Origin of the sequence: Catenulispora pinistramenti (assembly GCF_018274385.1) — a bacterium.
GTDB lineage: Bacteria > Actinomycetota > Actinomycetes > Streptomycetales > Catenulisporaceae > Catenulispora > Catenulispora pinistramenti.
The window spans coordinates 87,733-109,712 of sequence record NZ_JAAFYZ010000007.1 but is presented as its reverse complement, the minus strand read 5'-3'; the positions used below and the strand labels follow the sequence as shown (position 1 = coordinate 109,712).

At 67.5% G+C, this 21,980-nt stretch carries 19 protein-coding genes; 8 read left to right on the top strand and 11 right to left on the bottom strand.

What is annotated here, in order from left to right; genetic code table 11:
• Positions 1–126: 126 nt before the first annotated feature.
• Genes KGQ19_RS03520 through KGQ19_RS03510 form a run of 3 tightly spaced genes read right to left on the bottom strand, consistent with a single transcriptional unit; the run spans position 127 to position 5,536 of the window.
• Complete coding sequence (locus KGQ19_RS03520; RefSeq protein WP_212007582.1) at positions 127–633, bottom strand: hypothetical protein; 507 nt, start codon at positions 631–633, stop codon at positions 127–129.
• A 5-nt stretch (positions 634–638) separates the two neighbouring features.
• A complete protein-coding gene (locus KGQ19_RS03515) occupies positions 639–1,148 on the bottom strand; it encodes a hypothetical protein (RefSeq protein WP_212007581.1) in 510 nt (169 codons plus the stop codon).
• Positions 1,145–5,536, bottom strand: a complete 4,392-nt coding sequence (locus tag KGQ19_RS03510) for a DUF6531 domain-containing protein (protein WP_307856337.1) — start codon at positions 5,534–5,536, stop codon at positions 1,145–1,147. The genes KGQ19_RS03515 and KGQ19_RS03510 overlap by 4 nt, the downstream gene beginning before the upstream one ends.
• 655 nt (positions 5,537–6,191) lie before the next feature.
• Between KGQ19_RS03510 and KGQ19_RS03505 the strand changes: the two genes are divergently transcribed.
• The 4 genes from KGQ19_RS03505 (at position 6,192) to KGQ19_RS03490 (ending at position 10,167) form a co-directional block, all read left to right on the top strand.
• Positions 6,192–7,208: a GNAT family N-acetyltransferase gene (locus KGQ19_RS03505; protein ID WP_212007579.1), complete on the top strand. Its 1,017-nt coding sequence runs from the start codon at positions 6,192–6,194 to the stop codon at positions 7,206–7,208.
• 147 nt (positions 7,209–7,355) lie between these two features.
• Positions 7,356–8,252, top strand: a complete 897-nt coding sequence (locus KGQ19_RS03500) for a LysR family transcriptional regulator (protein ID WP_268907686.1) — start codon at positions 7,356–7,358, stop codon at positions 8,250–8,252.
• A gap of 132 nt (positions 8,253–8,384) precedes the next feature.
• Positions 8,385–9,803, top strand: coding sequence for a class I adenylate-forming enzyme family protein (locus tag KGQ19_RS03495; RefSeq protein WP_212007577.1), 1,419 nt, complete (start codon positions 8,385–8,387; stop codon positions 9,801–9,803).
• Between the two features lie 94 nt (positions 9,804–9,897).
• The gene (locus tag KGQ19_RS03490; protein WP_212007576.1) at positions 9,898–10,167 is read left to right on the top strand and encodes a hypothetical protein; all 270 of its coding nucleotides are present in this window, start codon (positions 9,898–9,900) and stop codon (positions 10,165–10,167) included.
• A gap of 50 nt (positions 10,168–10,217) precedes the next feature.
• On the opposite strand, the gene KGQ19_RS03485 is transcribed toward KGQ19_RS03490, so the two are convergent.
• Genes KGQ19_RS03485 through KGQ19_RS03470 form a run of 4 tightly spaced genes read right to left on the bottom strand, consistent with a single transcriptional unit; the run spans position 10,218 to position 13,932 of the window.
• Positions 10,218–11,492: a cation:proton antiporter gene (locus KGQ19_RS03485; protein WP_212007575.1), complete on the bottom strand. Its 1,275-nt coding sequence runs from the start codon at positions 11,490–11,492 to the stop codon at positions 10,218–10,220.
• Between the two features lie 49 nt (positions 11,493–11,541).
• Positions 11,542–13,029, bottom strand: a complete 1,488-nt coding sequence (locus tag KGQ19_RS03480) for an NAD(P)/FAD-dependent oxidoreductase (RefSeq protein WP_212007574.1) — start codon at positions 13,027–13,029, stop codon at positions 11,542–11,544.
• A 49-nt stretch (positions 13,030–13,078) separates the two neighbouring features.
• Entirely contained in the window at positions 13,079–13,483 is a 405-nt protein-coding gene (locus tag KGQ19_RS03475; RefSeq protein WP_212007573.1) for a MaoC/PaaZ C-terminal domain-containing protein, read from the bottom strand.
• A gap of 2 nt (positions 13,484–13,485) precedes the next feature.
• Complete coding sequence (locus tag KGQ19_RS03470) at positions 13,486–13,932, bottom strand: MaoC family dehydratase N-terminal domain-containing protein (RefSeq protein ID WP_212007572.1); 447 nt, start codon at positions 13,930–13,932, stop codon at positions 13,486–13,488.
• A 286-nt stretch (positions 13,933–14,218) separates the two neighbouring features.
• Here KGQ19_RS03470 and KGQ19_RS03465 point away from each other — a divergent pair, with 286 nt between their 5' ends.
• Positions 14,219–15,127 (top strand): LysR family transcriptional regulator, encoded by a 909-nt coding sequence (locus KGQ19_RS03465; protein ID WP_212007571.1) that lies wholly within the window; start codon positions 14,219–14,221, stop codon positions 15,125–15,127.
• Here KGQ19_RS03465 and KGQ19_RS03460 read toward each other — a convergent pair.
• The 3 genes from KGQ19_RS03460 to hppD all read right to left on the bottom strand — a co-directional run bounded on the left by KGQ19_RS03460 (position 15,124) and on the right by hppD (position 17,433).
• Entirely contained in the window at positions 15,124–15,363 is a 240-nt protein-coding gene (locus tag KGQ19_RS03460; RefSeq protein WP_212007570.1) for an acyl carrier protein, read from the bottom strand. The genes KGQ19_RS03465 and KGQ19_RS03460 overlap by 4 nt on opposite strands.
• 40 nt (positions 15,364–15,403) lie before the next feature.
• A complete protein-coding gene (locus tag KGQ19_RS03455; protein WP_212007587.1) occupies positions 15,404–16,306 on the bottom strand; it encodes a phytanoyl-CoA dioxygenase family protein in 903 nt (300 codons plus the stop codon).
• An 80-nt stretch (positions 16,307–16,386) separates the two neighbouring features.
• Positions 16,387–17,433, bottom strand: coding sequence for a 4-hydroxyphenylpyruvate dioxygenase (gene hppD, locus KGQ19_RS03450; protein ID WP_212007569.1), 1,047 nt, complete (start codon positions 17,431–17,433; stop codon positions 16,387–16,389).
• Positions 17,434–17,658: 225 nt separating this feature from the next.
• Between hppD and KGQ19_RS03445 the strand changes: the two genes are divergently transcribed.
• Genes KGQ19_RS03445 through KGQ19_RS03435 form a run of 3 tightly spaced genes read left to right on the top strand, consistent with a single transcriptional unit; the run spans position 17,659 to position 21,264 of the window.
• Positions 17,659–18,912, top strand: a complete 1,254-nt coding sequence (locus tag KGQ19_RS03445; RefSeq protein WP_212007568.1) for a beta-ketoacyl-[acyl-carrier-protein] synthase family protein — start codon at positions 17,659–17,661, stop codon at positions 18,910–18,912.
• 31 nt (positions 18,913–18,943) lie between these two features.
• A complete protein-coding gene (locus KGQ19_RS03440) occupies positions 18,944–20,845 on the top strand; it encodes an acyl-CoA dehydrogenase family protein (RefSeq protein ID WP_212007567.1) in 1,902 nt (633 codons plus the stop codon).
• A 2-nt stretch (positions 20,846–20,847) separates the two neighbouring features.
• Positions 20,848–21,264 (top strand): acyl-CoA thioesterase, encoded by a 417-nt coding sequence (locus KGQ19_RS03435; RefSeq protein WP_212007566.1) that lies wholly within the window; start codon positions 20,848–20,850, stop codon positions 21,262–21,264.
• A 54-nt stretch (positions 21,265–21,318) separates the two neighbouring features.
• Here KGQ19_RS03435 and KGQ19_RS03430 read toward each other — a convergent pair whose 3' ends face one another.
• Entirely contained in the window at positions 21,319–21,870 is a 552-nt protein-coding gene (locus KGQ19_RS03430) for a P-loop nucleotide/nucleoside kinase family protein (RefSeq protein ID WP_212007565.1), read from the bottom strand.
• Positions 21,871–21,980 lie beyond the last annotated feature (110 nt).

Below are 21,980 nucleotides of genomic sequence, written 5' to 3'. Positions count from 1 at the left end.
CACATCGTGGGCGAAGTCCCCGAACTGCTTCGCCAAAGCCTGTACCGATTCCACCACACCCGGCGTCGGATCCCCATCCAACCCCAGAATGTCCCACCCCGTTGGACGCGCCACGAGCAAACCCCCCTAGTTCCAGTCCCCAATGTAAAGATTCACGACAGTCCGCGCGACGATCTGGTGGGAGCCGGCGAACAACTCCGTGGTCGACTCCAAGTTGTAAACAGTCTGGAAGAACCGTCTGAACTCGTTCCGGTTCCACTCGTCGAACCCGCTGATCGCCAGGACGACCGGCACGTCCCCGGCCTCGGCGAACCCCGGATAGCAGTCGTTGTACGCGCCCCAGCTCTCGCCGTAGCCCTCCGCAAAGCCGTAGAGGACGCCCACCTCCGTGAGCAGCGCCTCCTCATCCATGCCCCGGGCGTCGAGCTCCTTGATCTCGCAGTCCAGCGCACGGAGCTCGGCCAGGACGCCGGGCGCGTCCGCGGAGTCGACGAACCACGGCCGCTTCCCCAACGGCGTCAACGCCGGGGCGAGCCGGCCGGAGTACTCCATTCTCCGGCGCGCGCCGATGACGTACGGATCGTCAGAGTCCTGCGGTGCGTTCTGGACCTTCAGCCACTTGTCCTCGATCACGGTGCCTAGTCCCAATCGCCGATGTACAGGTTCACGACTCTGCGGGGGATGACCGCACCCGCATCCCGCCTGAATCCCTCCGTGGCCGCTTCCAACTCGTATACGGTCCGAATGAACAGCCTGAAGTCGTTCTCCCGCCACGCGCCGAATCCGCGGATCGCCATAACGACCGGCGTATCGCCGGCTTCGAGGAAATCCACGTAGCAGTCGTTGTAGGAAGACCAGTTCGGCTCGTAGTCCTCGGGAAAGCCGTAGAGGACGCCCAATTCCCGGAGTAGTGTCCGCTCATCCATACCCCGGACGTCGAGCTCCTTTACCTCGCACCGCAGTGCACGGAAGCCGTCTAAGGCGCCGGGGGCATCCACGGAATCGATGAAAGGCACCGACTCGTCCAGGTCCACCAACAGCGGAATGATCTCGCTGCCGCGGTCCAGTCTCCGGCGCGCGGCGATGACCCAAGGATCGTCGGTGTCCTTCGGTGCTTTGCGGATCCGCAGCCACTTGTCTTCGGTCAACGGATCGCGCCTCTCAATTTCGTCCAACTTCCCGGCTTGTAGTGAGGAGTAAACCAGACCTCACCCTTTTCCCCGAACACCAGGCGCCCCGTGGACTGCCGGTCCGCCGCGGTTTCGGACGCGAAGATGTCCGACTCGCGCCAGTAGCCACGTGGCTGCTGCGCTTCCTTGGGCATGCCGTGGCCGCGATAGGTCCCGGCTTCGCCTTCGCCGCCGGAGAGCACCCCCGGTGGCCGTTCCCCGTGCTCGTCCATGTGGTTGATCACGTTGAGGATCTGTTCGTGCACCTCACCGGGGGTGTGGTGGTAGTCCGAGATGTCGTCGCCCATCTCGATCTCGTTGCCCAGCGCGTCCTCGTAGAGGCCGAAGGGGTCGGAGTACGTCAGGGGATTGTTGACGTACCCGTGGTCGTTGGGCGCGGGTGCCAGCCCCAGCGGGTCCGGCGTGAGATAGGCCGCACTGTCCGGGCTGTAGTAGCGGAACAGGTTGTAGTAGAGCCCTGTTTCGTCGTCGTGGTACTGCCCCGGGAACCGCAGCGGGCAGGTCACGCCGGCCTCGGCGCTGGTCTGGATCGTGCGGCCCCACAGCGTGGTGTTGGTGTGCCAGGCGACGCGGCCGTCGGGGTCCAGCAGTTCGGTGGGGGTGCCGACCAGGTCGGTGACGATGGCGTGGAAGGCCTCGTCGATCTCGCCCCGGCCGGCGTCGTCCACCCAGGTGCGCCGGCGCTGGGCCGCGGGGCGGAAGCTGCCGGGGTCGTAGTCCCAGGTCAGGGTCACCGCGCCGCCGTCCGGGCGCGGGCTCCACTGTTCGGCGACGCTTGAGCCGTCCCAGGTGAACAGGGTCTGCTCGGTGACGGAGCCGTCGGGGCCGAGGCGGTGCTTGCCGGTGCGGCGGCCGTTGGGATCATAGCTGTAGCGCCAGGTGCCCTGGTCCGGGGTGTCGGCCTGGATCAGGCGGTCCTGCGAGTCCCAGGTGTAGGTCCACACCCTCTGCCGGCCGTCCAGGGTGCGGCGGACGGCGCTGGTGAGGCGGCCCGCCGCGTCGTAGTCGTACCGGGTGCGGCCGGCCTGGCGGATCAGGGTCCTGGCGGCGATGGTCGGCTCGGCGGAATCAGGGCCCGAAGTGACGTTGCCGAAGGCGTCGTACGCGTAGGTCTCGTTCCAGCCCTCGGCGGTCACGGCCGTGGGCCGGCCCGAGGCGTCGGAGACGATGCGCCGCGTCCCGCGCAGGCTGTCTGTGATCTCCTCGGGCACGCCGTCGGCCCGCCAGGTCCACGAGCGGCTGAGCGTGGTCCGCTCGGAGTCCGCGCCGACGCCCACGCGCTGCGAAACCGGCCGTCCGGCGGCGTCGAACTCCTGGACCAGCTGTGCGTGCGCGCCGAACGTCCGGCTGATCTCCCGGCCGGCGGCGTCGAGGGTGAACTCCAGCCGGCTCGCCCCGGCGTGCAGGGCCAGCGCCCCTCCGGCGGCGTCGTAGGCCCACTCGGATTCGACCCCTGATCCGGTGGTCCGGCCCGTCCGGCGGCCGACGGCGTCGTAGCGGTGGCGCAGCGTGCGGCCGTCGATCGTCTCGGCGAGCACCCGTCCGAGCTCGTCGCGTTCGTACTCCAGCACCGTGCCCGGCCCGGTGGCCCGCAGGAGCCGGCCGGCCGGATCGTATGAGTAGGCGAATTCGCCTTCCGGGGTGTGGCGCCCGGTGACGCGGCCGGCGGCGTCCCGGTCCAGCGCGATCCGCTCGCCGGTGCCGGTGATCCGCGCGGTCAGCTGCCCGGCGGCGTCGTACTCATAGCCCATCGCCCGGCCGATGAAGTCGGTCTCGCCGACCAGGCGCCCGGCCGGGTCGTAGGCGAAGTCCCACGTCGCGCCGGCGGCGCTCGTCACCCCGGTCAGCCGCAGCTCGGTGTCGTAGGCGAAGGTGTGGCGGACGCCGTCGGGGCGGACGCTGGAGCGCACGGTGCCCAGCGGACCGGGCTCGTAGACGGTGGCCGCGCCGAGCGGGCTGACAGCCTTCACCAGCCGGCCGCAGGCGTCGTACTCCCACTGCGCGCGGGCCCCGTCCGGGCCGGTGCGGGTCAGCGGCCGACCGTCGGCGTCCCAGGTGAACGCCGTCACCGCACCCAGCGGATCGATCAGGGCGACCACCCGGCCGGCGGCGTCGCGCACGTTCCTGGTCACGCTGTCGGTGGCGTCCCGGACCAGCGAGGTCAGGCCGGCCGCGTCGGACTCCAGGGCGGTGGTGGCCCCCAGCGCGTCGGTGGCCGCCGCCAGCGCACCGGTGTCAGAGTGCTGGTACCGCGTCACGGCACCGGTCGGATCGGTGAGGGCGGTCAGGTTGCCGCGCCGGTCGTACTCGCGGTGCCACACCGCGCCGTCGGGGCGCGTGACCCGGACCGACTGGTGCAGGCCGTTGTAGTCCATGGCGGTCACGCCGCCGTCGCCGGCCACGACCCGGCGCAGGTCGCCGCGCTCGTCCCACTCGTAGCCGGTGGTCACGCCGATCGCGTCGGTCCGGGACAGGACCCGGCCGTAGCGGTCGGTCTCGGTGAGCGTGGTGTTGCCCAGCGGGTCGCGCTCGGCGCAGACGTGGCCGTACTCGTCGTAGTAGTACGTGGTCTGATATCCGAGCGAGTCCGTCGCCACGGTGGTCCGGTTCGCCGGGTCGTAGGCGAAGGCCCCGGACTGGAAGCCGCCCTCGCCCCGGACCACCCGGCCGAGGGCGTCATAGAAGTAGGTGTAGCGGTAGCCGGAGCGGTCTTCCCACGCCGTGATCCGGTTCTGCTCGTCCCACTCGTAGCGGAAAGGCTGTCCGGAGGAGTTCACGACTTCGCTGAGGCGGCCGCGCTGGTCGTAGCCGAACCGGCGAAGCTCCGTGCCCGGACCGGAGTCCGGTCCCGCCGCGTCGTCGAGCAGTCGCAGGGCGCTGACGCGTGGGCCGGCCGCGGTGTCGGTGGTGTCCACGGCGATCCGGTAGCCCGGGTGCTCCACCATGCGCGGCGTGCCCCGCTCGTCGCGCACGACGCGGATCGTGTTGCCGTTGCGGTCGGTGATCGCCGTCAGGTCCCTGATCTGCCCGGACTCGTCCTGGTAGTGCACCTGCGAGAAGTGGTGCGTGCGGCCCGACCACGGGTCCGTGATCCGCAGCTCGTCACTGTGCCGGTCCCATACCAATGGCCAGCGCCGGCCGCGTTCGGGCAGCACCTCGGTGTCGCCGAGGGGGAGCGGGTAGTCCAGGCGCTCGGAGTCGTCGCCGACGAAGTGGACGCCGGCCTCGTTCACGGCCAGCCGCTGGTCCAGCGTCGAGGACCAGCCGGGGCCGAACAGCCGGCCGGTCTCGTACCCGGAAGCGTAGGAGCGGCGCAGTATCAGGGGCAGCACGCCGGGCAGATCGACGTCGGTGGCCTCGGTGAGCATCCACCCGGACACCACGTCGACCGGGTCGCCGTCCTTGACCGCCACAGTGCTGCCCTCGGCGGTGCGGGCTTCACTGCCGACGTCGTTCTCGGCATCGCGGCCCAAGGCCCCGGCTTCGTCCTCGGCCTCGCCTCCGAGCTTGCCCAGGACTTTGCCGCCGGCGAATTGCAGGCCGAGCATGCCGACACCCAGCAAGGCGTCGCCCCAGTGGCCTTGCATGGCGTCGCCGGCGATCTGCATGCCGGTGCCGACGAGGGCGATGATGTTGTCGGCTTCGGCCAGGCCGGCGGTGATGACGTCCAGGCCGGGGATCCAGGAGGTGGCCAGGGCGATGATGTCGAGGATGGGGGCGATCTCGTTGGCTATGTCGGCGATTTCGCCGCCGATGTCGGAGAGTTCTTGTCCGAGGTGGTGCCACCAGGATTGGTTGTGGATGCCGTCGCTTTGGGCTTTGCCGATGGCGTGGCCGCAGGCGGTGGCGGCGGTGATGCGGTCGTTGTAGGCGTCGTTGGCTTGTTTGGTGAGTGCGGCCATTGTCGCTTTGGCGTTGGTCAGGTTGTTCTGTGCGGTGGTGTGTGCGTTTTGGGCGTCGGTGACGGCTTGTGGGTTGGGGTTGGCGGCGTGGTTCTGTTGGGTGGTTTTCAGGTCGTTGGCGGTGTTGGTGGCGTTGACGCTCGCGCGTTGCAGATCGGCGTTGGCGTCTTGTGCTTGGCGTAGTGCGCTGTCGGCTTTGTTCTGTGCTGCCTGCAGCGCCGGCCAGTAGGCCGACAAGGCGTCGGAGGCCTCGGAGTAGGACGTGTACAGCTTTTGCAGGCGACCTGGTAGCGGGCCGTATTGTGCTTTGAAGGCATCAGCGGTCTTGCCTATCCACTGCATCGCCGCGGCGTCTGAGCCGAACGAGTTCAGGCTCCGAGAAGCCGACTCCACATCGTGGGCGAAGTCCCCGAACTGCTTCGCCAAAGCCTGTACCGATTCCACCACACCCGGCGTCGGATCCCCATCCAACCCCAGAATGTCCCACCCCGTTGGACGCGCCACGAGCAAACCCCCCGTTCTGGTAGTTCGTTGCCGGCCCCAAGTGTACGAATCAGTTCACTACATCGCGAGCCCACGGCCAGAGATCGGTCTCTACCCGGGCTTTATAATGGCCAGTGCCGGATTTGTCATCAGCGGTCGCAGGTCGGGGTCCAGCCAAGTCATTGCACTGAGCGGCCGCCGCGGCCGCTATCGCGATGCGCTGGGCGCGGAGACTGGGTCGCAAGCGCCGGTCAACTTCGCAGAACCGCAGATCAACCCCAGATCCGTATTTCCGAGTCCAATACGGACTGAGAGGAACAAGTGAATACCCTGAGGAGCGTCGTCATCGAGATGCTGGGCCGCCCGAACATGCTCGGTCGATGCCGTGCGCTCGCGGCCCGGATGATCGGACCTGTTCGTCACTGAATGGCTGCGGCAGGAGTCCGGCCTGCTCGGAGTGACGAGCCGGGACGACGACGAGGCGCCCTGATCCCGTCTGGACTCGACGCTGTTCCGCTATCAGTATTCTGATGTGCTTGTTCGGTCTCGCCCTCGTTATGATCGCGGCAGCCACCTTGGCGTGGCTCGACACGTCTTGCGAGAAGGGGAGCTCATCATGCCTGTGGAGATCAGCCTGTTCGATCCGTTTTCGGCCTCTGACGCTGATTTCGCCGAGCATTATGGGGTGATGACGGCCGTCATGGGACTGGACCATCCCCGACAGTCGCTGCCGACGCTCGAGGAGTACGTCACGCAGACGCGCCAACCCGAGGCGGCGACGAGACCGAAAGAGCGTTGGGTAGCGCGGGAGGACGGCCGCATCATCGGCAGTGCCTACGCGGCCTACCCGGAACTCGAGAACCGCCACATGGCCACCGTGCGAGTCATCGTGACGCCGACATGGCGGCGCCAGGGCATAGGCACCGCGCTGTTGCGGGTGATCCTCCCGGCCCTGCGTGCCCGCGGACGGACCGTCGTGGTCGGGGAGGGTGTCAAAGCCGACGCCTCCGGTGACCTGTGGGCCAGGGAGATGGGCTTCGCCCAAACCCACGCGTATGTCCGCCAGATCCTGAACGTCCCCGAAGCCGCCCCGGGCCTATGGCAACGCCCTGTCTCCGACGGATTCCGGCTGGAGCGCTGGATCGGCGGAGCCCCTGAAGAGCTGCTTGAGCAGTACGCGCGCGGTCGTTCCGCCATCTTGGACGCGCCGATCGGGGATTCGACGATCGAGTTCGAGGACTGGACACCCGAGCGCGTCCGCGCCCATGAAGCGGACCTGCGGGCGCGGAACGTCGAGAATCGTGTCGTTGTGGCCGTGCAGGAATCCAGTGGCCGGGTAGCCGCCATCACTGAGATCCAGCTGTTCGCCAGTAAGCCCGACTGGGCCGGCCAGGGGGACACCGCCGTCGCGGCCGACTTTCGAGGCCATGGCCTCGGCCTCGCCGTCAAGGGCGCTATGTTGCGCTGGCTGACCGCCGAACGGCCCGCGATCGCGACCATATCCACCCACACGGCCCAGGACAACGCCCACATGATCAGCATCAACCATGCCCTCGGCTACACCACGACGGCGACCTTGGCTGAGTTCGAAGCCGACATAGCCGCAGTTACCAAGCGGGTGGAGAGCAGATAGGGGCCGGCGAGGCGGGATCTGATCCGTTCCATCTTCGGCCTTGGACGTCTTTGCCCGACAGCGGCCGGCCGCGGCACATTGGAGTCTGAGGCCTGAGACACCCACCGGGGTTGATAGCGCGTCGTTCGTCAACGGGAGAAGTCGCAGATGGAACTGAAGAGTCTTCGCTCCTTGATCGTACTCGCGGAAGAGCTGCACTTCAGACGGGCCGCCGAGCGGTTGCACATCGCGCAGCCGGCGCTGAGTCAGCAGATCAGGCAGCTCGAGCGGCAACTCGGCATTGAGTTGTTCAGCCGCAGCAGCCGGTCGGTGGTGCTGACTCCGGCCGGTGCGGCTTTCTTGACTGAGGCGCTGCGTACGGTGGCCGCGGCGGACCGCGCTGTCCAGACGGCTCAATCGATAGCCCTCGGCGACGGTCCGGTTCTGGCTGTCGGCTTCCTGGCTCAGGCGGCCGCGGAGAACACGTCCACGATCCTCGCGGACTTCAAGGCGCGGCGTCCGGAGGCCGTCGTGCAGCTGCGGGCGCTGACCTTCGTGGACCACGTCTCGCAGGTGCGCACCGGTGGTGTGGACGTCGGCTTCATCCGGCCGCCCTACGCGCCTGAGGAATTGGCTGGACTGACAACCGTTGCCCTCGGCACCGAGCCCCGGGTCGCCGTTCTGCCTTCGGGACACGCGCTGGCCGCGCGTCGGTCGATCGCCTTCGCCGAGCTCGCCGACGAGACGTTCGTCCGGTCGCCCGACGAGGTCTCGCCGGTGTGGCGCGCGTACTGGCGGGGGGACGATCGGCGCGGCGGCCGGCCGGTGGTCCTGAGCGATGAGACAGCCGCCTCGGTCGAGGAGATGCTGACCATCGTCGCCGCCGGGCTGGCGATCTCCATCACCCATGCATCCGTCGGGCGCTTCTACGCGCGCCCGAACGTCCGCTTCGTCCCGATCACCGACCTCTCGTTCTCCACACTGGCTTTGGCCTGGCGTGCCAATGATCCCTCGCCTCTGGTCCAGGACTTCATCGAAGTAGCCCGGAAGGCGATGTCCGCCTAGACGACCGCGGACAGCCCACGGCGGATGGCCCACCGCGGATAGCTCGCGGCTATGGCGACGGATATTGGCCGGGATCGAACGGGGGAGCTCAGACTCTTAGGAGGAGCCGTCAGTCGATCCATGGGGGCATGAATGAGGCTGTCAGCCACCGATCCGGCAGGGTTGCCGACCGCGGACTGGGTGGACGAATTCCTGCTGAAAGGCCCGGCGGGGCAGATCTGCCTGCGGCTGCCCGAACCCATCGACCGGGCGGGGCTGCGTCGGCTGGTGATCGAGCGGCAGTCCCGGCTTGTCGAAGCCGGGCTACGGCCGGGTGGCGCCGCGGCGCTGCGGCTCCCGCCATCGGTTGCCTACCTGGTCAATCTGCTCGCTGTGTGGCGAGCCGGTGCCCAGGCCGTACTCCTCGATCACCGCCTGACCGACTACGAAGCCGATCAGGCGCTATCGCGTCTGAGGCCGCAGGTGTTGGTACGCGCCCGGCGTACCGGCGGCGCGGCGCTGCAGGTCTTCTTCGACGTCGAGGAAGAACTCGTCCGGCTCGGCACCGATCTGGCGGGATCGCAGCATGCTGTGATCCAACTCAGCTCGGGTTCGACCGGTCCGTCGAAAGTGATCGGTCGCGGCGCGGCCGACCTGACGGCTGAAGTGCGGCGCTACACCCGTATCGACGGGGTTCCGGCCCCTGGCGAGCGGCTGATCCTGCTGCCCTCGGTGGTCCACGTGCTCGGCCTGGTCGGGGGTCTGCTGTTCGGGCTGCACACCGGGGTGGAGTTGCAGCCGCCGAGTCGGCTCAGCGGTGAGGCCGTCTTCCGTGCCCTGTCGGCGCACGATACGCCGGCGACGGTGCTGGGAGTGCCCTTCCACGTCGGACTGCTGACCTCAACCGACCCCAGGCCGCAGCTCCGGCAGCTCCGGCGGATGACGATCGGCGGCGAACCTGTTCCCGCCGTGACCGCCGGCACCTTCGAGGACCGGTTCGGCGTCCCGCTGGGCAACATGTACGGCATGACAGAGACCGGTGTCATCGCCACCGATCTGCACGGCCGTCACCGGCCCGGCGTCAGACCCGCTCCCGGCATGCAGATTCGCGAAGTCGGGGGCGAGTTGTGGGTGAGCTGCCCAGCCTCTCCCTACGTCGGCGACTCGGAGAATCCCCGGTGGTCTGACGGTTGGTTGCGTACCCGGGACGCCGGCGGCGTCGACCCGGGCTCGGGGCTGGTGACGGTGCGGGGCCGGTTGGACTCGCAGGTCTCGGTCGGGGGTCTGAAGATCGACCTGACCGAGGTCGAGTGGGCGATCACGGCCGTGCCCGGTGTGGCGGCGGTGGTAGTGGTCCACGACGGGGAGATCACCGCGTATGTGCAGCCGGTCGGCGATCTGACGGTCGATGCCTTCAACCAGGCGCTGGGGAAGCGACTGGCCCGCTACAAGATGCCGCGCAGAGTGCGCATCCTCGACCGGTTGCCGCGGACGGCCACGGGCAAGGTGGTGCGCGATCCCTCGGTGCTGCGCCAGGCGTCCAGCGCCGCCTCGCCCGGTGGATCAGCCTGAAGACGTGTTGACCCTGAAGACGTGTTGACCCTGAAGACATTAACCCTGAAGACGTTGGCTCGGAGCAGAAGCCCGATCTCACCTTGGAGTAGCTATGAGCGATGACATACGCGCGGAAAAGCCCGTTCTGGCCCGAGCAGACCTGATCGATATGCTGGCCGGCCTGACCGGGCGGGACGACGAGGAGCGCTCCGAGATGGTCGACTCCATGGAGATCGCCTGGCTGGCGCACTGCGTCGAGCAACGCTACGGGCTGCCCGTCGATCTGACCGTCGAGCAGCTCGCCGGTATCCGCACCGTGGCCGATGCCGAGGACGTTCTCGGCAAGGCCTTGGCCGCTGCCAGACCGGCCGAAGGTTCTTAGAACACCGAATGACGAAGGTGCCCCCGCCTGGCAGGACGGGGGCACCTTCGTCATTTCGCAGCGTCGGCCACACGTTCGTCGATCAGGACCACCCGCACGGCGGCCTCGCCCTCCATCCTCGCCACGGCGGATTTCAGCAAGGGCGGGGTCATCACGGAGGTGAAGATGGCGACCAACACGATGACGGTATAAGTGCTGGCAGTCAGAATACCCAGTTGCAGCCCGACGGATGCGATGACCACTTCGACGACGCCTCGCGAGTTGAGGCCGGTCCCCAGCGCCACGCCCTCCCAATGACTCAGACGGCTGAGTCGGGCCCCGGTATAGGCCCCGCTGAACTTGCCGACGATCGCGGCGGCCAGCACGGTGAGGGCGACGAGCAGGACCACCGGGTCCATCAGGGCACCGATGTCAACGCGCAGTCCGGCAGTGGCCAGGAACACCGGTGCCAGGACTGACATCGCGATCTCGTTCAGCGGTTCCAGCCGGGCTGACGTCGACCGACCGGAAGACCCCAGCAGGACGCCGACTGCGAAGGCGCCGAAAACTCCTTCCATGTGAATCGCCTGGCTGATGGCGGCGCCGACCAGGATGACCGCGACCGCCGCGGCGCTCGCCGGGGCCGCGTGCTCGGCCTGTGCGGCGTGCTCGAGGATCCACCTGATCCCGGGCCGGCCGACGACGATCGCGACCAGCAGGAAACCTGCGGCCCCGAGCAACGGCAAAGCCACCTGACCGGCACGGAACCCGGCAGTGGCCGTGGCTGAGACGATCGACAGCAGGAACCAGCCGACGGCGTCGCTGAGCAGGCCGGAGGCGAGGATCAGCTGCCCTGTTTCGTGATCGAGCAGCTTGATGTCGCTCAGCGTCCTGGCGATCACCGGAAGCGCACTGGCACACAGCGCGATCCCGAGGAACACCGCGAACCTGGCTTGGCCGGTTCCCGCCGCCAGCATCCGATGAGGGACGAGCAAGCCCAGAAGCGTTCCCAGCACGAGCGGCGTGACCAGGCCGATGAGACCGACTTTCGCGACCGCCTGGCGCCGTCTGCGGATCACGTCCAGGTCCACATGTGTGCCGGCGACACCCACGAACAGCAGAACGGCGAATTGGGAGACCGCGTCGAGCAGCCGGGTCTGCTGCGGAACCTGCGGGAAGAGCCGCGCGCTCACCCATGGTGAGAGGTGGCCGAGCACCGACGGTCCGAGCAGCACGCCGGCGAGGAGTTCACCGACGATCGCAGGCAGCCCCAGCCGGCCTGCGAGCCGTCCCAGCAGAACCGCGGCCACCAGCAGCGTGGCGAGCGCGAGCAGGAAGATCTGCATGCTGTCCCCGCCAAGCGGGGGTGGCAGGCCGGCTTCCGCCGAAAGGGTGTCAGGGTGCGTCGGCACCATGGTCCGCCTCGGAGTCTCCGCCGACGGTCACCGGTTCCGGATTGAAGCCCAGCGCCTCTTCCGGGCTGAATCGTTCCAGGCGCCTGCCGAACGCGACCTCCCACGGCAGCCGGCAGGATGAATCCTGGAATTCCGGCCGCTCGACGACGTGCTCGCGGAATCTTTCGAAACCTCGGCGGTCCTCAAGCAGGGCGAAGAACCTGTTGTACTTGTCGTGGTTCTCGAAGAAGTCCCCGGCGAGCATGTAGTGGCCGACCGCCATAGCGCTCTCGTGCGCCTTGTGCACCTGCTTCTCCGCGCCGATCGCAGCCCAGGTCACCGCATGCGGATCGTAGAACAGCCGGATCATTCGGTGGACCAGGTTGTAGGCGCCGTCGACGGCTTCATAGGCTTTCGTCAGCGCGGAGCCCTCGCCCCAGCCCTCGCCGCCAACATCGCCGTCGCGAGCCGGATCCAGCAGATGCCGATGCACCGCTTCCCCAACGAGATACGCGGTCTTCATCGACAGGAACACTCCGCTGGAGAAGATCGGATCGATGAAACCCCGGGCGTCACCGATCATCGCGTAGTTCCGGCCGTGATGGTTCCGCACCTCGTAGGAGTAGTCGCCGTCCACCATGGTGGGCAGCGCCTGCGTCGTGCCTTCCAACAGATCCGTGACGAACGGCGAAGCCCTCAGCTCGTCATGGAGCATCGCTGTCTTCCAGTCGTCATCGCCCTCCTCCAGCAGCTCGGCACGCCGCCGGCGCAGGTACGAGTTCTGCATGACCACTCCGGCGGTGATCCGATCGGGGCCCAGGGGGAAGATCCAGATCCAGCCCTTCTTCTCCTCTCCGATGTAGACGATTACCGACGCGCCCTCTTCCAGCCCACCGGCCATCCGTACCCCGGTGAAGTGCGACCAGACGGCTGTGCGATCCAGTTCGGGCCGCGGTTCGCGCCAGCCGAACTTGGTGCCGACGAAGGCGTCCCGCCCGCTCGCGTCCACCAGGAACCGGGCCCGGTGTTCGGCCTCGGTGCCGTCGTTGTCACGGGTGCGGACGGTGACGTGGTCAGGCTGGTCCAGGCCGACGCCGGTGACCCGGTGCCCCTCCCGTGCCTCCACCCCGAGACGACGCGCGTTGTTCAGCAGGATCGTGTCCAGGCTCGCCCGGTCCACATGGAAGGACAGGAACGACTCGTCCTTGATGACGTGGCTGAAACACCAGTTGGTGAATACGGCGCCTTCCCGGTCGACGAACCGGACGCCGGGCTTGCGGACGAAAGTCCTTGCCAGTTCGTCGCGGACGCCCAAGTCGTCGAAGAGCGGATAGCAGAAGGGGAGCATGGACTCGCCGACGTGATCGCGCGGGAACTGCTCCTTCTCAAAGAGCAGGACGCTGTGGCCGGCACGGGTGAGCACGCTGCCCACCGTTGATCCGGCCGGACCTCCGCCGACGACTATCACGTCGTACTCGTCTGCCGCCATGGGCTGACTCCTTCTCCAATGTCGAAAGACAGCGATCGGTGTGCCGGGATCACCCGTTGCGGGTCACGGCGCCGGAGCCCCGGCCCAGGACCCGTTGCCCGGCGCAGGTCGCGGAGATCTCGATCCGGGTGCGGCCTTCGGCAGTCGGGCTCTGTATGACCCCTGATACGACTACTTCGGCGCCGATCTCGTCGTCGGGCACTGCGACGGGCTTGCTGAAACGAACCTCGTACTCGACCAGCCCCGCGGGATCGCCGGTCCAGTCCACCAGCGCCTGCGCGGCCAGCGCCATCGTGAACATGCCGTGCGCGATGACCCCCGGCAGGTCGTTTTCCGCGGCCGTCCGGTCGTGCCAGTGGATCGGGTTGAAGTCACCGGAGGCTCCGGCGTACCTGACCAGATCGGCACGGGTGATCCGGAAGCTGCGTTCTGGCAGTTCGGTGTCCTTGTCCATGATCACTTCTCTCCGCGGACGACCAGGCGCGACCAGACCGTCACGACGGGCTCGTCCTGAGTTGTGGCGACGTCGGTGCGGATGAGCAGGAACTCGTGTCCGCCCCTCGCGGTGAGCTCCTCGATGCCGGCCCGGCACACGAGAGTGTCGCCGGCGTACACCGGGCGGAAGTAGCGGAACTTCTGTTCGCCGTGGACCACCCGGCCCTCGTCGATACCGAGCTCGGGATCGTCGAGGACCAGGCGGTTCGCACGCATGCTCAGCACGATCGGGAACGTCGGCGGGGCGACGATGTCCGGATGGCCCGACGCGCGGGCGGCGCTCTGATCGCGGTAGGCGGGGTGACCGGCACCGATGGCGTCCGCGAATTCGCGGATCTTCTCGCGTCCGACCTCATACGGCTCTGTCGGCGGATAGCTGCGACCGGTGAATGACGGGTTCAGAGGCATGACTGATTACCTACCGGGAGTGTGGATCGGAAGAGAGTGGGAAATAGCGCGACAGAAGGTCGGGTCGGCTTTGTTTCAGAGGCTACAGCGGCGCGGGGAATCCACGACGGCCGTCGCTATAGCGATCGCGATAACCGCGGCGCCCGATCTCTTGCTGTAAGCATCCGTACACGGCCAGCTAGGATCGGATATCCATTGAGAAGAACGAGGCCTCCATCGATACGCGTTGGCTATTCATGTCCTCCGATGACGTAGTCGGGGATGGGCGTTCGCATACGGTCGCTCAATGGACGTGCACCTCCGGGATCTGCGCTATTTCGTCACCGTCGCCGAGGAACTGAGCTTCACCCGTGCGGCCGAGCTGCTCTACATGTCGCAGCCGGCCCTGAGCAAGCAGATCCGCCAACTCGAGCTGACCATGCGGGTCACCTTGTTACGCAGGGACTCGCAGGGAACCGCGTTGACGGCCGCCGGCGCCGTGCTGCTGCCCGTGGCCCGGCGGACACTCGAAAGGTGGGACGACGCTTCTCCTGGGGTACTCGCCGCCGGAGCGAGCGAACGGCGGGTGCTCCGCGTCGGTCTACAGAGCAGCATCGGGCGGGGGCTCTACCCGGCACTGCTCGAACGTTTCTCGCGGCTGCAGCCGGACTGGCGCGTCGAACTGAAGTTGTGCGGCTGGACCGAGCCGTGCGCCGGCCTGCTGAAGAGGAACGTCGATGTCGCGCTGGTCTGGATGCCGGTTCCGGCCGGCGTGCGGACCCGGATCCTGTTGAGCGAACCGCGCTGGGTGGCGCTGCCCAGTGGACACCACCTGGCTGATCAGGTCGCGGTGGACTTCGCGGCGCTGCTGGACGAGCCGTTCATCGCGTTGCCGAGATCGGCGGGTGCGGCCCGGGAGTTCTGGCTGGCCGGCTGCGAGCGCGCCGGCAAGCCGCCGCACATCGCGTTGGAGGCCGCGAACCCCGACGAGTCGTTCGAGGCCATCGCGGCCGGGTTGGGCGTGCGTTTGCTGCCGGCCGGCGACGCGGCGGTATACGCCAGGCCCGGGATCGCTTTCAGCGCGGTGCCGGATCTGACCGAGTGCCAGCTGGCCGTGGCCTGGCGGCACGACGACCAGCGTCCGGAAGTCCGCAACTTCACGATGGCGTGCGTCCAGGCCGCTGCCGCGATCCTCACGCCGTCCACGGGCGGTTAGACCGCCAGTCCCTTCTCCTGAAGCTTCGCGACGATGTCCGGTAGCCCCGACATCTCGGCGAGCTCGTCGTCGGTGATCTCGACGCCGAGGGAGTCGGTGAGAGCGTCGACCAGTTCCAGCAGCGTGAGGGAGTCCAGTGCCAGATCGTCGAAGGTCGATGCCGGAGTGACCGTCTCGGGTGCGATGTTGAACCGTTCCGACAGAACGCCCACCACTGTGTCGTACGTCTTGCTCACTTCGTCTCCTCGTTTGCGTGTGTCAGGATCGGAAATCCGCTCAGTGATGAAAGCGCCACAGGACGGGGCAGAAGTCAGGGTCCGCATAGTCCGGAAGGCCGCGTTCGGTCCTGCGCACCACCGCGTCGTGGTTGTACTCGACCATCGTGCCGTCCGGTTGGCGGAACGACTGGTAGGCGTTCTCTCCATCCTGCAGGTGCAGGGAGATGGCCCGGCGCGGCCGGTCGGCAAGGTTGGAGCCACTGCCGTGATAGGTGCGGCAGTGGTGGAAACTCATGTGGCCCTTCGGGATGATCATCGGTGTCTTGTGAACCTCGGCGTTGTTGAACTCGGCGTTCTCGGCCAGGCGCCGTTCCAGGTCCCCGTGATCCCGCTGGGCGAAGTGCTGGGCGGTGCTGGCGTCGTCGCCGACCTCCTTCCACCGATGGCTGCCGTCGACCGTGGTGAGCGTGCCCATCCGCACATCGCAGTCGTGGAAGGGAATGAACGCGGTGAGCATCCGATCGGAGGTACAGGTCCGCCAGTAGTGCTTGTCGAAGTGCCACGGCACCACGTTGGTTCGCTCGTCGGGCAGCGGCGGCTTGTAGATCAGAGTCGACTGGAACACCCGGATCTCCTCTGCTTCGGCAAGGCGTGCGGCCACCGCGCCGATGATCGGCTTGCGCAGGATCCGTCCGATGTCGTCACTCAGGTAGTGGATGTAGTCGTTGTGGCGCTGGACTTCACCATCCGCGGGCCGCCAGTCGGCAAGACGGCGGGGACGGGCCGGCAGCTCCCGGTCACGCTGCCCGGAGTAGAACCGCTCGCTAGCCTCGACCAAGGCGTCGATCTCGTCGTCCGAGAACAGCTTGCGGGACAGGTACCAGCCGCGTCGCAGGTAGCTTGCGACCTCATCGTCGGTGGGCAGCAGATGCTCCTCTCCCACCACGGCGAATGTGTCCATCGACACGTGTCCCCCCTTTTCCGGCCATGGCCGATGCTTGATGAGCCTGCACGAATTCGATGCCTCTTTGATGAGAGGGCTTACTTGCGCGCGACCGCCTCGTAGAGTGCTTTGATGTTTCCGCTGCCGAAGGTCTGCGCACCATGGCGGTCGATGAGTTCGAAGAAAAGCGTGCGGCGGGTGTGCATGGACCGGGTGAATATCTGGAAGATGTGGCCCCAGGAATCCCGGTCGGCGAGGACATCGGTTTCGCGCAGCGCTTCGATCGGCAGGCCGAGGTCGCCGAGCCGTTCGGGCAGGCGGTCGTAATAGCTGTCCGGCGTTTCTAGGAACTCCACACCCTGGTTCCGCAACCGCGGCACCGCCGAGAGGATGTCCTGGGTGAGGAAGGCCAGATGCTGTACGCCCGCGCCCCCGTGGGCTTGGAGGAACTCGTCGATCTGGCCGGGCCGCAGGCTGGTGTCCGGCTCGATCAGGGTGAAGGTGACCTTGCCTGATGTGCTCTGGACCACTTGCGAATTCATTGCCTGGCCGCCCACCTCGATGTGTTCCTCGAAGATCCGCGAGAACCCGAGCACATCCCGGTGGTAGTCGACGGTGTCCGTCAGAGAGCCGGACGGCAGGCACACCGCCAGGTGATCCAGCGCCGTCAAGGTGTCACCGCTCGGGTCCGGTCCCGTGGCGTCCACCGGCGTCAACCCGGGCAGGAAGCGCTCGCCGGAGCCGTCACGGGTCACGAATCGGTAGCCGACGTCACCGAATCCGGAAACCGCCGCGGTCACCAGTGCGCCGGCGAACTGTTCGGCGGGCTGCTCGGCGGCGGTCGAGCCGGCCTCGACCGCCTCCGAGAAGGCCAGTGCCGCATCGCTCGTTTCCAATGCGACGACAGCGACGCCGTCCCCGTGGCGGCTCACGTACTGTGCGGCCGGATGATCCGCGCTGAGGCCGGCGGTCAACAAGATCCGGATATCGCCCTGGCCCAACAGCATCGATCGCTGACCGGCCAACCCGGTTTCGGGGCCACCTCGGCCGCAGGTTCTGAACCCGAACGCGGTACGGAGAAAGAAAGCAGTCTGAAATACGTCCCCGACATAGAACTCGACATGGTCGATTCCCTCGATCTTCACCACAGGCCTCCTAGGTGAAAGGAGCTCGAGCCGGGTGATCCGGCGTCCCCCGACGCTCCAGGGGCGCTCACCAGACTCAGGTCGTGTCGTGGCGACTGTCCAAGGCAGCTGGCCATAGCCATCGGTTATCCCATAGCCATCGGCTATCAGGGCACGTATTGGCCCGCGGCGATGAGCGCCGTGCATCGTTGCCCCAGGACTTCATCGAGGAGGGACGCCAGGCACATGGCCGATTCCATTGGGGGCGGCGGAGCGACCACGTCGGCTAACACCGCTGTGGTCACCGGTATCGGGCTGGTCACTCCGGCGGGGATAGGAGTGTCCGAGAACTGGAAGCGTGTCGTCGCCGGGATTCCGACCGCCGCGATCCACGCTGAGCTCGCCGACTGCGCCCTGAGCATGGCCTGCTGCGTGCCGGACTTCCCGCCTGGTACCCCCGGGCTGCGGCGCGGCTGGCAGTTCGACCCCTTCACCCAGTTCGCCGTCACAGCGGCCCATGAGGCCCTGACGAGAGCCGGATTGGATCCGGACGCTTGGCCGGACAGCTCCCGCGTGGCCGTGGTGCTCGGATCGGGATCCGGCGGCGCGGCGACGATGGAAGAACAGATCGTCAGAATGCGTCGCGGCGGGCCGAATCGGGTCTCCCCGCTGACGCTGCCGATGGGCCTGGCCAACATGGCCGCGGGCCAGATCGCCATCGAGTTCGGTGCGCAGGGCCCGTGCCTGGCCCCCAGCACCGCGTGCGCGTCCGGTGCGACGGCTATCGGTATCGGCCGGGACTTGCTGCGCACCGGCGCGGCGGACATCGTGATCGCGGGCGGAGCGGATGCCTGCATCACCCCGATGTATATATCGGCGCTGTTTCGGATGGGCGCCTTGTCGAGGCGGACCGATGACGCGGGAACCGCATCCCGGCCCTTCGACGTCGACCGCGACGGCATGCTGCTCGCCGAAGGCGCCGGCGTGCTCATCCTGGAGTCCGAAGAACACGCCCGTCAGCGAGGAGCCAGGCCCCTTGCGCGGATCGCCGGTTTCGGCGCCTCCGCTGACGCCCATCACGTCACCTCTCCGCATCCCGAAGGCCGCGGTGCGAAGCTGGCCATGCGAAACGCCCTCGCCGACGCCGGGCTGGGCGCCGGCGACGTCGACTACGTCAACGCGCACGGGACTTCCACCCCGCTCAACGACTCGGTCGAGGCGAAAGCGATCCACGCGGTACTCGGCCCGGATGTCGCGGTGAGTTCCACCAAGGGCGTCACCGGCCATCCGCTCGGCGCGGCCGGTGCGATCGAGGCCGCGTACGCGGTGCTCGCGATCCTGGACGGCGTCATTCCGCCCACCGCGAATCTGACCAGGCCGGACCCGGTCATGGCGGTCGACCTCGTCCATACCGGTGCCCGGTACGGCCCGGTGGACGTGGTGATGAGCAATTCCTTCGGATTCGGTGGCCAGAACGCCACGCTCCTGATCACCGCGTGATCCGACGGCGAACACTGCGAAGGGAAGACCGATGACCTCCGATACGGATCAGCGGCCCGCGTCCGCGTCCGCGTCCCCGGCCGGGCCGGACCCCGATCCCGACAGCGCGGATCTGACTCGGCTCGTGTACGACGGAACGTATGCCGGCGTGCACGAAGACATCAGGGCGCTGCTGTTCGACCCGATCTTCGATCACCACCGCGACCTGACGTTGAACCAGGCCGGCCGGCTGGCCTACCGGCGTAGCCGGTTCGTGCACGGCCGGTTGGAACGGCCCGCCGACGTGCTTCGCGACCCGCGGCGCCTGTTCGCTCTCACCGAGTGGACCACGTTGCTGGACATCTCGACCTTCCCCGTGCTGGCCGTCCACTACAACCTCTGCTTCGGCACGCTGATCGAGCACAGCGCCGGCCGTGAGGACTTGGCCGACTACATCGAGGAACTGGACAGCCTCAGCTCGTTCGGCCCCTACATGGCCACCGAACTCGGCTACGGCAACAACGTCGCGGCGCTGCGGACCGAGGCTGTCTACGACGGCCGGACGAACACCTTCGTGCTGAACACGCCGGATGTGCCGGCCCAAAAACACATGCCCTACAGCGGGTTCACCGACATCCCGAAGCTCGCCGTCGTCCTGGCCCGCCTGAAGTCGGCCGGCCAGGACTACGGTGTCTTCCCGTTCGTGGTCAGGATCAGCGGCCCGGACGGCCCGGCCGAGGGTGTCCGGGCCGCGCTGTGCCCGGAGAAGCCCGCGATGGGTCTGGACAACGGTCTGACCTGGTTCGACCATATTCGTATCCCGCGGCGGAGTCTGCTCACCGGGGACATGGGCGAGTTCACCGAGGACGGCGTGTTCCATCCGTCCGTCGCCAATCCGCGCACGCGCTTCCTGCGGGCCATGAGCCGCAACCAGCCGGGCCGGATCTGCGTGTCCGCCGCTTCGGTCTCACTCGGCCGAGCCAGCGTCTATATCGCGCTGCGTTACGCGCTCCAGCGGGTGACCAACGCTCCCGGCCGTAACGACATGCCGGTCATCGAATACCGCAGCCACCAGTTGCCCCTGTTCACCGCGCTGGCGAAGGTCTATGCCATGACCTTCTTGGTGAACCGGGCCAAGCGCGAGTACGTCGATCGGCGCGGTGTCGTCGACGCCGATCTCAATACCCTGATCTCCATCACCAAGGCGCTGACGACCTGGGAGATGAGCGACGTCGCGGCCGTGTGCCGCGAACGGTGCGGTGCGCAAGGCATGTTCAGCGTCAACCGGATCGCCGACTACGGGATCTTCCTGCAGAGCGCGGTCACCGCCGAAGGCGACAGCCAGGTGCTGCTGGCCGCCACCGCGGGCCGACAGGTCGCCCGGCCCGGCGGCGGACTCGCACCACAGGCACAGGCACAGGCACCGGATCCGCGAGGCCGCGACATCCGGGATCCGGCCCTGCACCTGGAATGCCTCCGATACCGGGTGCACTGGCTTCGGCAGGCGGTACGCAAGGCGATGGACGCCGATCGGCGGGAGCCGTACTTCGATTCCTGGAACCGCAATGTCAACAACGCCTTGGCGATGGCCCGCCTCGAAGGTGTCGCAGCGGCGCTGGAGTGTGCCCTGGCCGCGGCCGACGACGCTCGAACCACCGCGGTGAGCCAGGCGTTGCGGTCGCTCGCGGCACTCTACGGTCTCGACGAGATCCAGCGTGACGCCGGATGGTACCTCGCGCGAGGCGTACTCGACGCCGCTCAGGTCGAGGCGATTCCGGCCGCCGCCGACGAGCTCTGCGAAACCCTGCGACCGCGGATCCCGATGCTCATCAACGGATTCCAGCTGTCGCCGCAGTTGCTTCGCGCACCCATCGCCGCTGACGACTACATGACCGCCTACAACGAGCTGACCGGCCCCGGCCGGCCGGACCCGATCGAAGAAGGAGCCCGATAGCCGTGGCCCGACACCTTTATCGCTGCCCGCTGCGCTGGGCCGACATGGACATGTACGGCGTCATCAACAACGTGGCCTACCTGCGCTATCTGGAAGAAGCGCGGCGCGACCTCCTGGCGCCTCTGGCGATCGTCGACGACGAGAACCCCTTGTTCCGTGGCGACCCGGTCGTCATCCGCCACACGATCGACTACAAGCAGCCGCTCGTCTATCGCGACCGGCCGGTCGACGTGCAGACCTGGGTGACACAGCTCCAGGCCGCCATGGTCACCATCGACTACCAGGTCAAGGACGGCGACAAGCTCTTCGCCACAGCCTCGACCGTCATCGCGCCGTTCAACCACGACGCCGGCCGTCCCAGGCGGCTCACCGCCGAGGAGCGTGCTCTGCTCGAGAAATACCTCGAAGCACCCGCGTAGCCGGAAGCCGTGACGGCGTGTTCGGCGACGGTCGGCGGCGTTCCGCGCGGGGTGTCAGGCGGGAGCGGGCGGACGGTGGTCGTCGCCGAACGACGGCCACCGGTCGGCTGCCCATTCACTCCAGGTCTGCCAGCCCTTTGGCGGATCGATGATCTCCCCGGTGGAGAGTTCGGCGTCATCGGGTTCCTGGAAGAAGGCCCTCGCGTCGGCCAACTCCTGGTCGGACATCGGGAACGTCTCGTGCGGTGCGGTCGCTTGCCGGTGGGCGACCCGGTCCCGTTGGGTCTTTTCGTCCACGGGCAGGTAGGCGAGTTCGAACGAGCCGCCTGCATCCTCCACCAAATGCCGGATCGCGTAGCGCTCATCGCGTGACCAGCAGCCGAAGTCCAGGACGACGGCGGTCCCCAGCCGCAGTGCCTCAAGTGCGAGCTTCAGCAGCTGTCCCTCCAGGACGTCACGTTTTCCGTCCGCCTCCGGCTCTCCGAAGAGCGGGATCATCCACTCATCCGGGGTGAGTCGCAGCGCGTTCAGTTTCGCGGCCAACTGCCGGGCCCGCGTGGTCTTTCCCGCGCCCTGTAGGCCGACGGTCAGAATCAGCATCGCCATGCGGGGAGCCTTTCAGCTGGCCCTGCGCAGAGCCAACAGAATAAGTCCGCTGATTTCCGTCGGCGGGGGGGCGTCAATCCTGGAACCTTCCAGGACCGGTCCTGGCCGCG

Coding starts and splice junctions, on each gene's coding strand:
- KGQ19_RS03505 (WP_212007579.1), top strand. CDS start 6,192: ATGCCTGTGGAGATCAGCCTGTTCGATCCGTTTTCGGCCTCTGACGCT.
- KGQ19_RS03500 (WP_268907686.1), top strand. CDS start 7,356: ATGGAACTGAAGAGTCTTCGCTCCTTGATCGTACTCGCGGAAGAGCTG.
- KGQ19_RS03495 (WP_212007577.1), top strand. CDS start 8,385: ATGAGGCTGTCAGCCACCGATCCGGCAGGGTTGCCGACCGCGGACTGG.
- KGQ19_RS03490 (WP_212007576.1), top strand. CDS start 9,898: ATGAGCGATGACATACGCGCGGAAAAGCCCGTTCTGGCCCGAGCAGAC.
- KGQ19_RS03485 (WP_212007575.1), bottom strand. CDS start 11,492: ATGCAGATCTTCCTGCTCGCGCTCGCCACGCTGCTGGTGGCCGCGGTT.
- KGQ19_RS03480 (WP_212007574.1), bottom strand. CDS start 13,029: ATGGCGGCAGACGAGTACGACGTGATAGTCGTCGGCGGAGGTCCGGCC.
- KGQ19_RS03475 (WP_212007573.1), bottom strand. CDS start 13,483: ATGGACAAGGACACCGAACTGCCAGAACGCAGCTTCCGGATCACCCGT.
- KGQ19_RS03470 (WP_212007572.1), bottom strand. CDS start 13,932: ATGCCTCTGAACCCGTCATTCACCGGTCGCAGCTATCCGCCGACAGAG.
- KGQ19_RS03465 (WP_212007571.1), top strand. CDS start 14,219: ATGGACGTGCACCTCCGGGATCTGCGCTATTTCGTCACCGTCGCCGAG.
- KGQ19_RS03455 (WP_212007587.1), bottom strand. CDS start 16,306: ATGGACACATTCGCCGTGGTGGGAGAGGAGCATCTGCTGCCCACCGAC.
- KGQ19_RS03445 (WP_212007568.1), top strand. CDS start 17,659: ATGGCCGATTCCATTGGGGGCGGCGGAGCGACCACGTCGGCTAACACC.
- KGQ19_RS03440 (WP_212007567.1), top strand. CDS start 18,944: ATGACCTCCGATACGGATCAGCGGCCCGCGTCCGCGTCCGCGTCCCCG.
- KGQ19_RS03430 (WP_212007565.1), bottom strand. CDS start 21,870: ATGGCGATGCTGATTCTGACCGTCGGCCTACAGGGCGCGGGAAAGACC.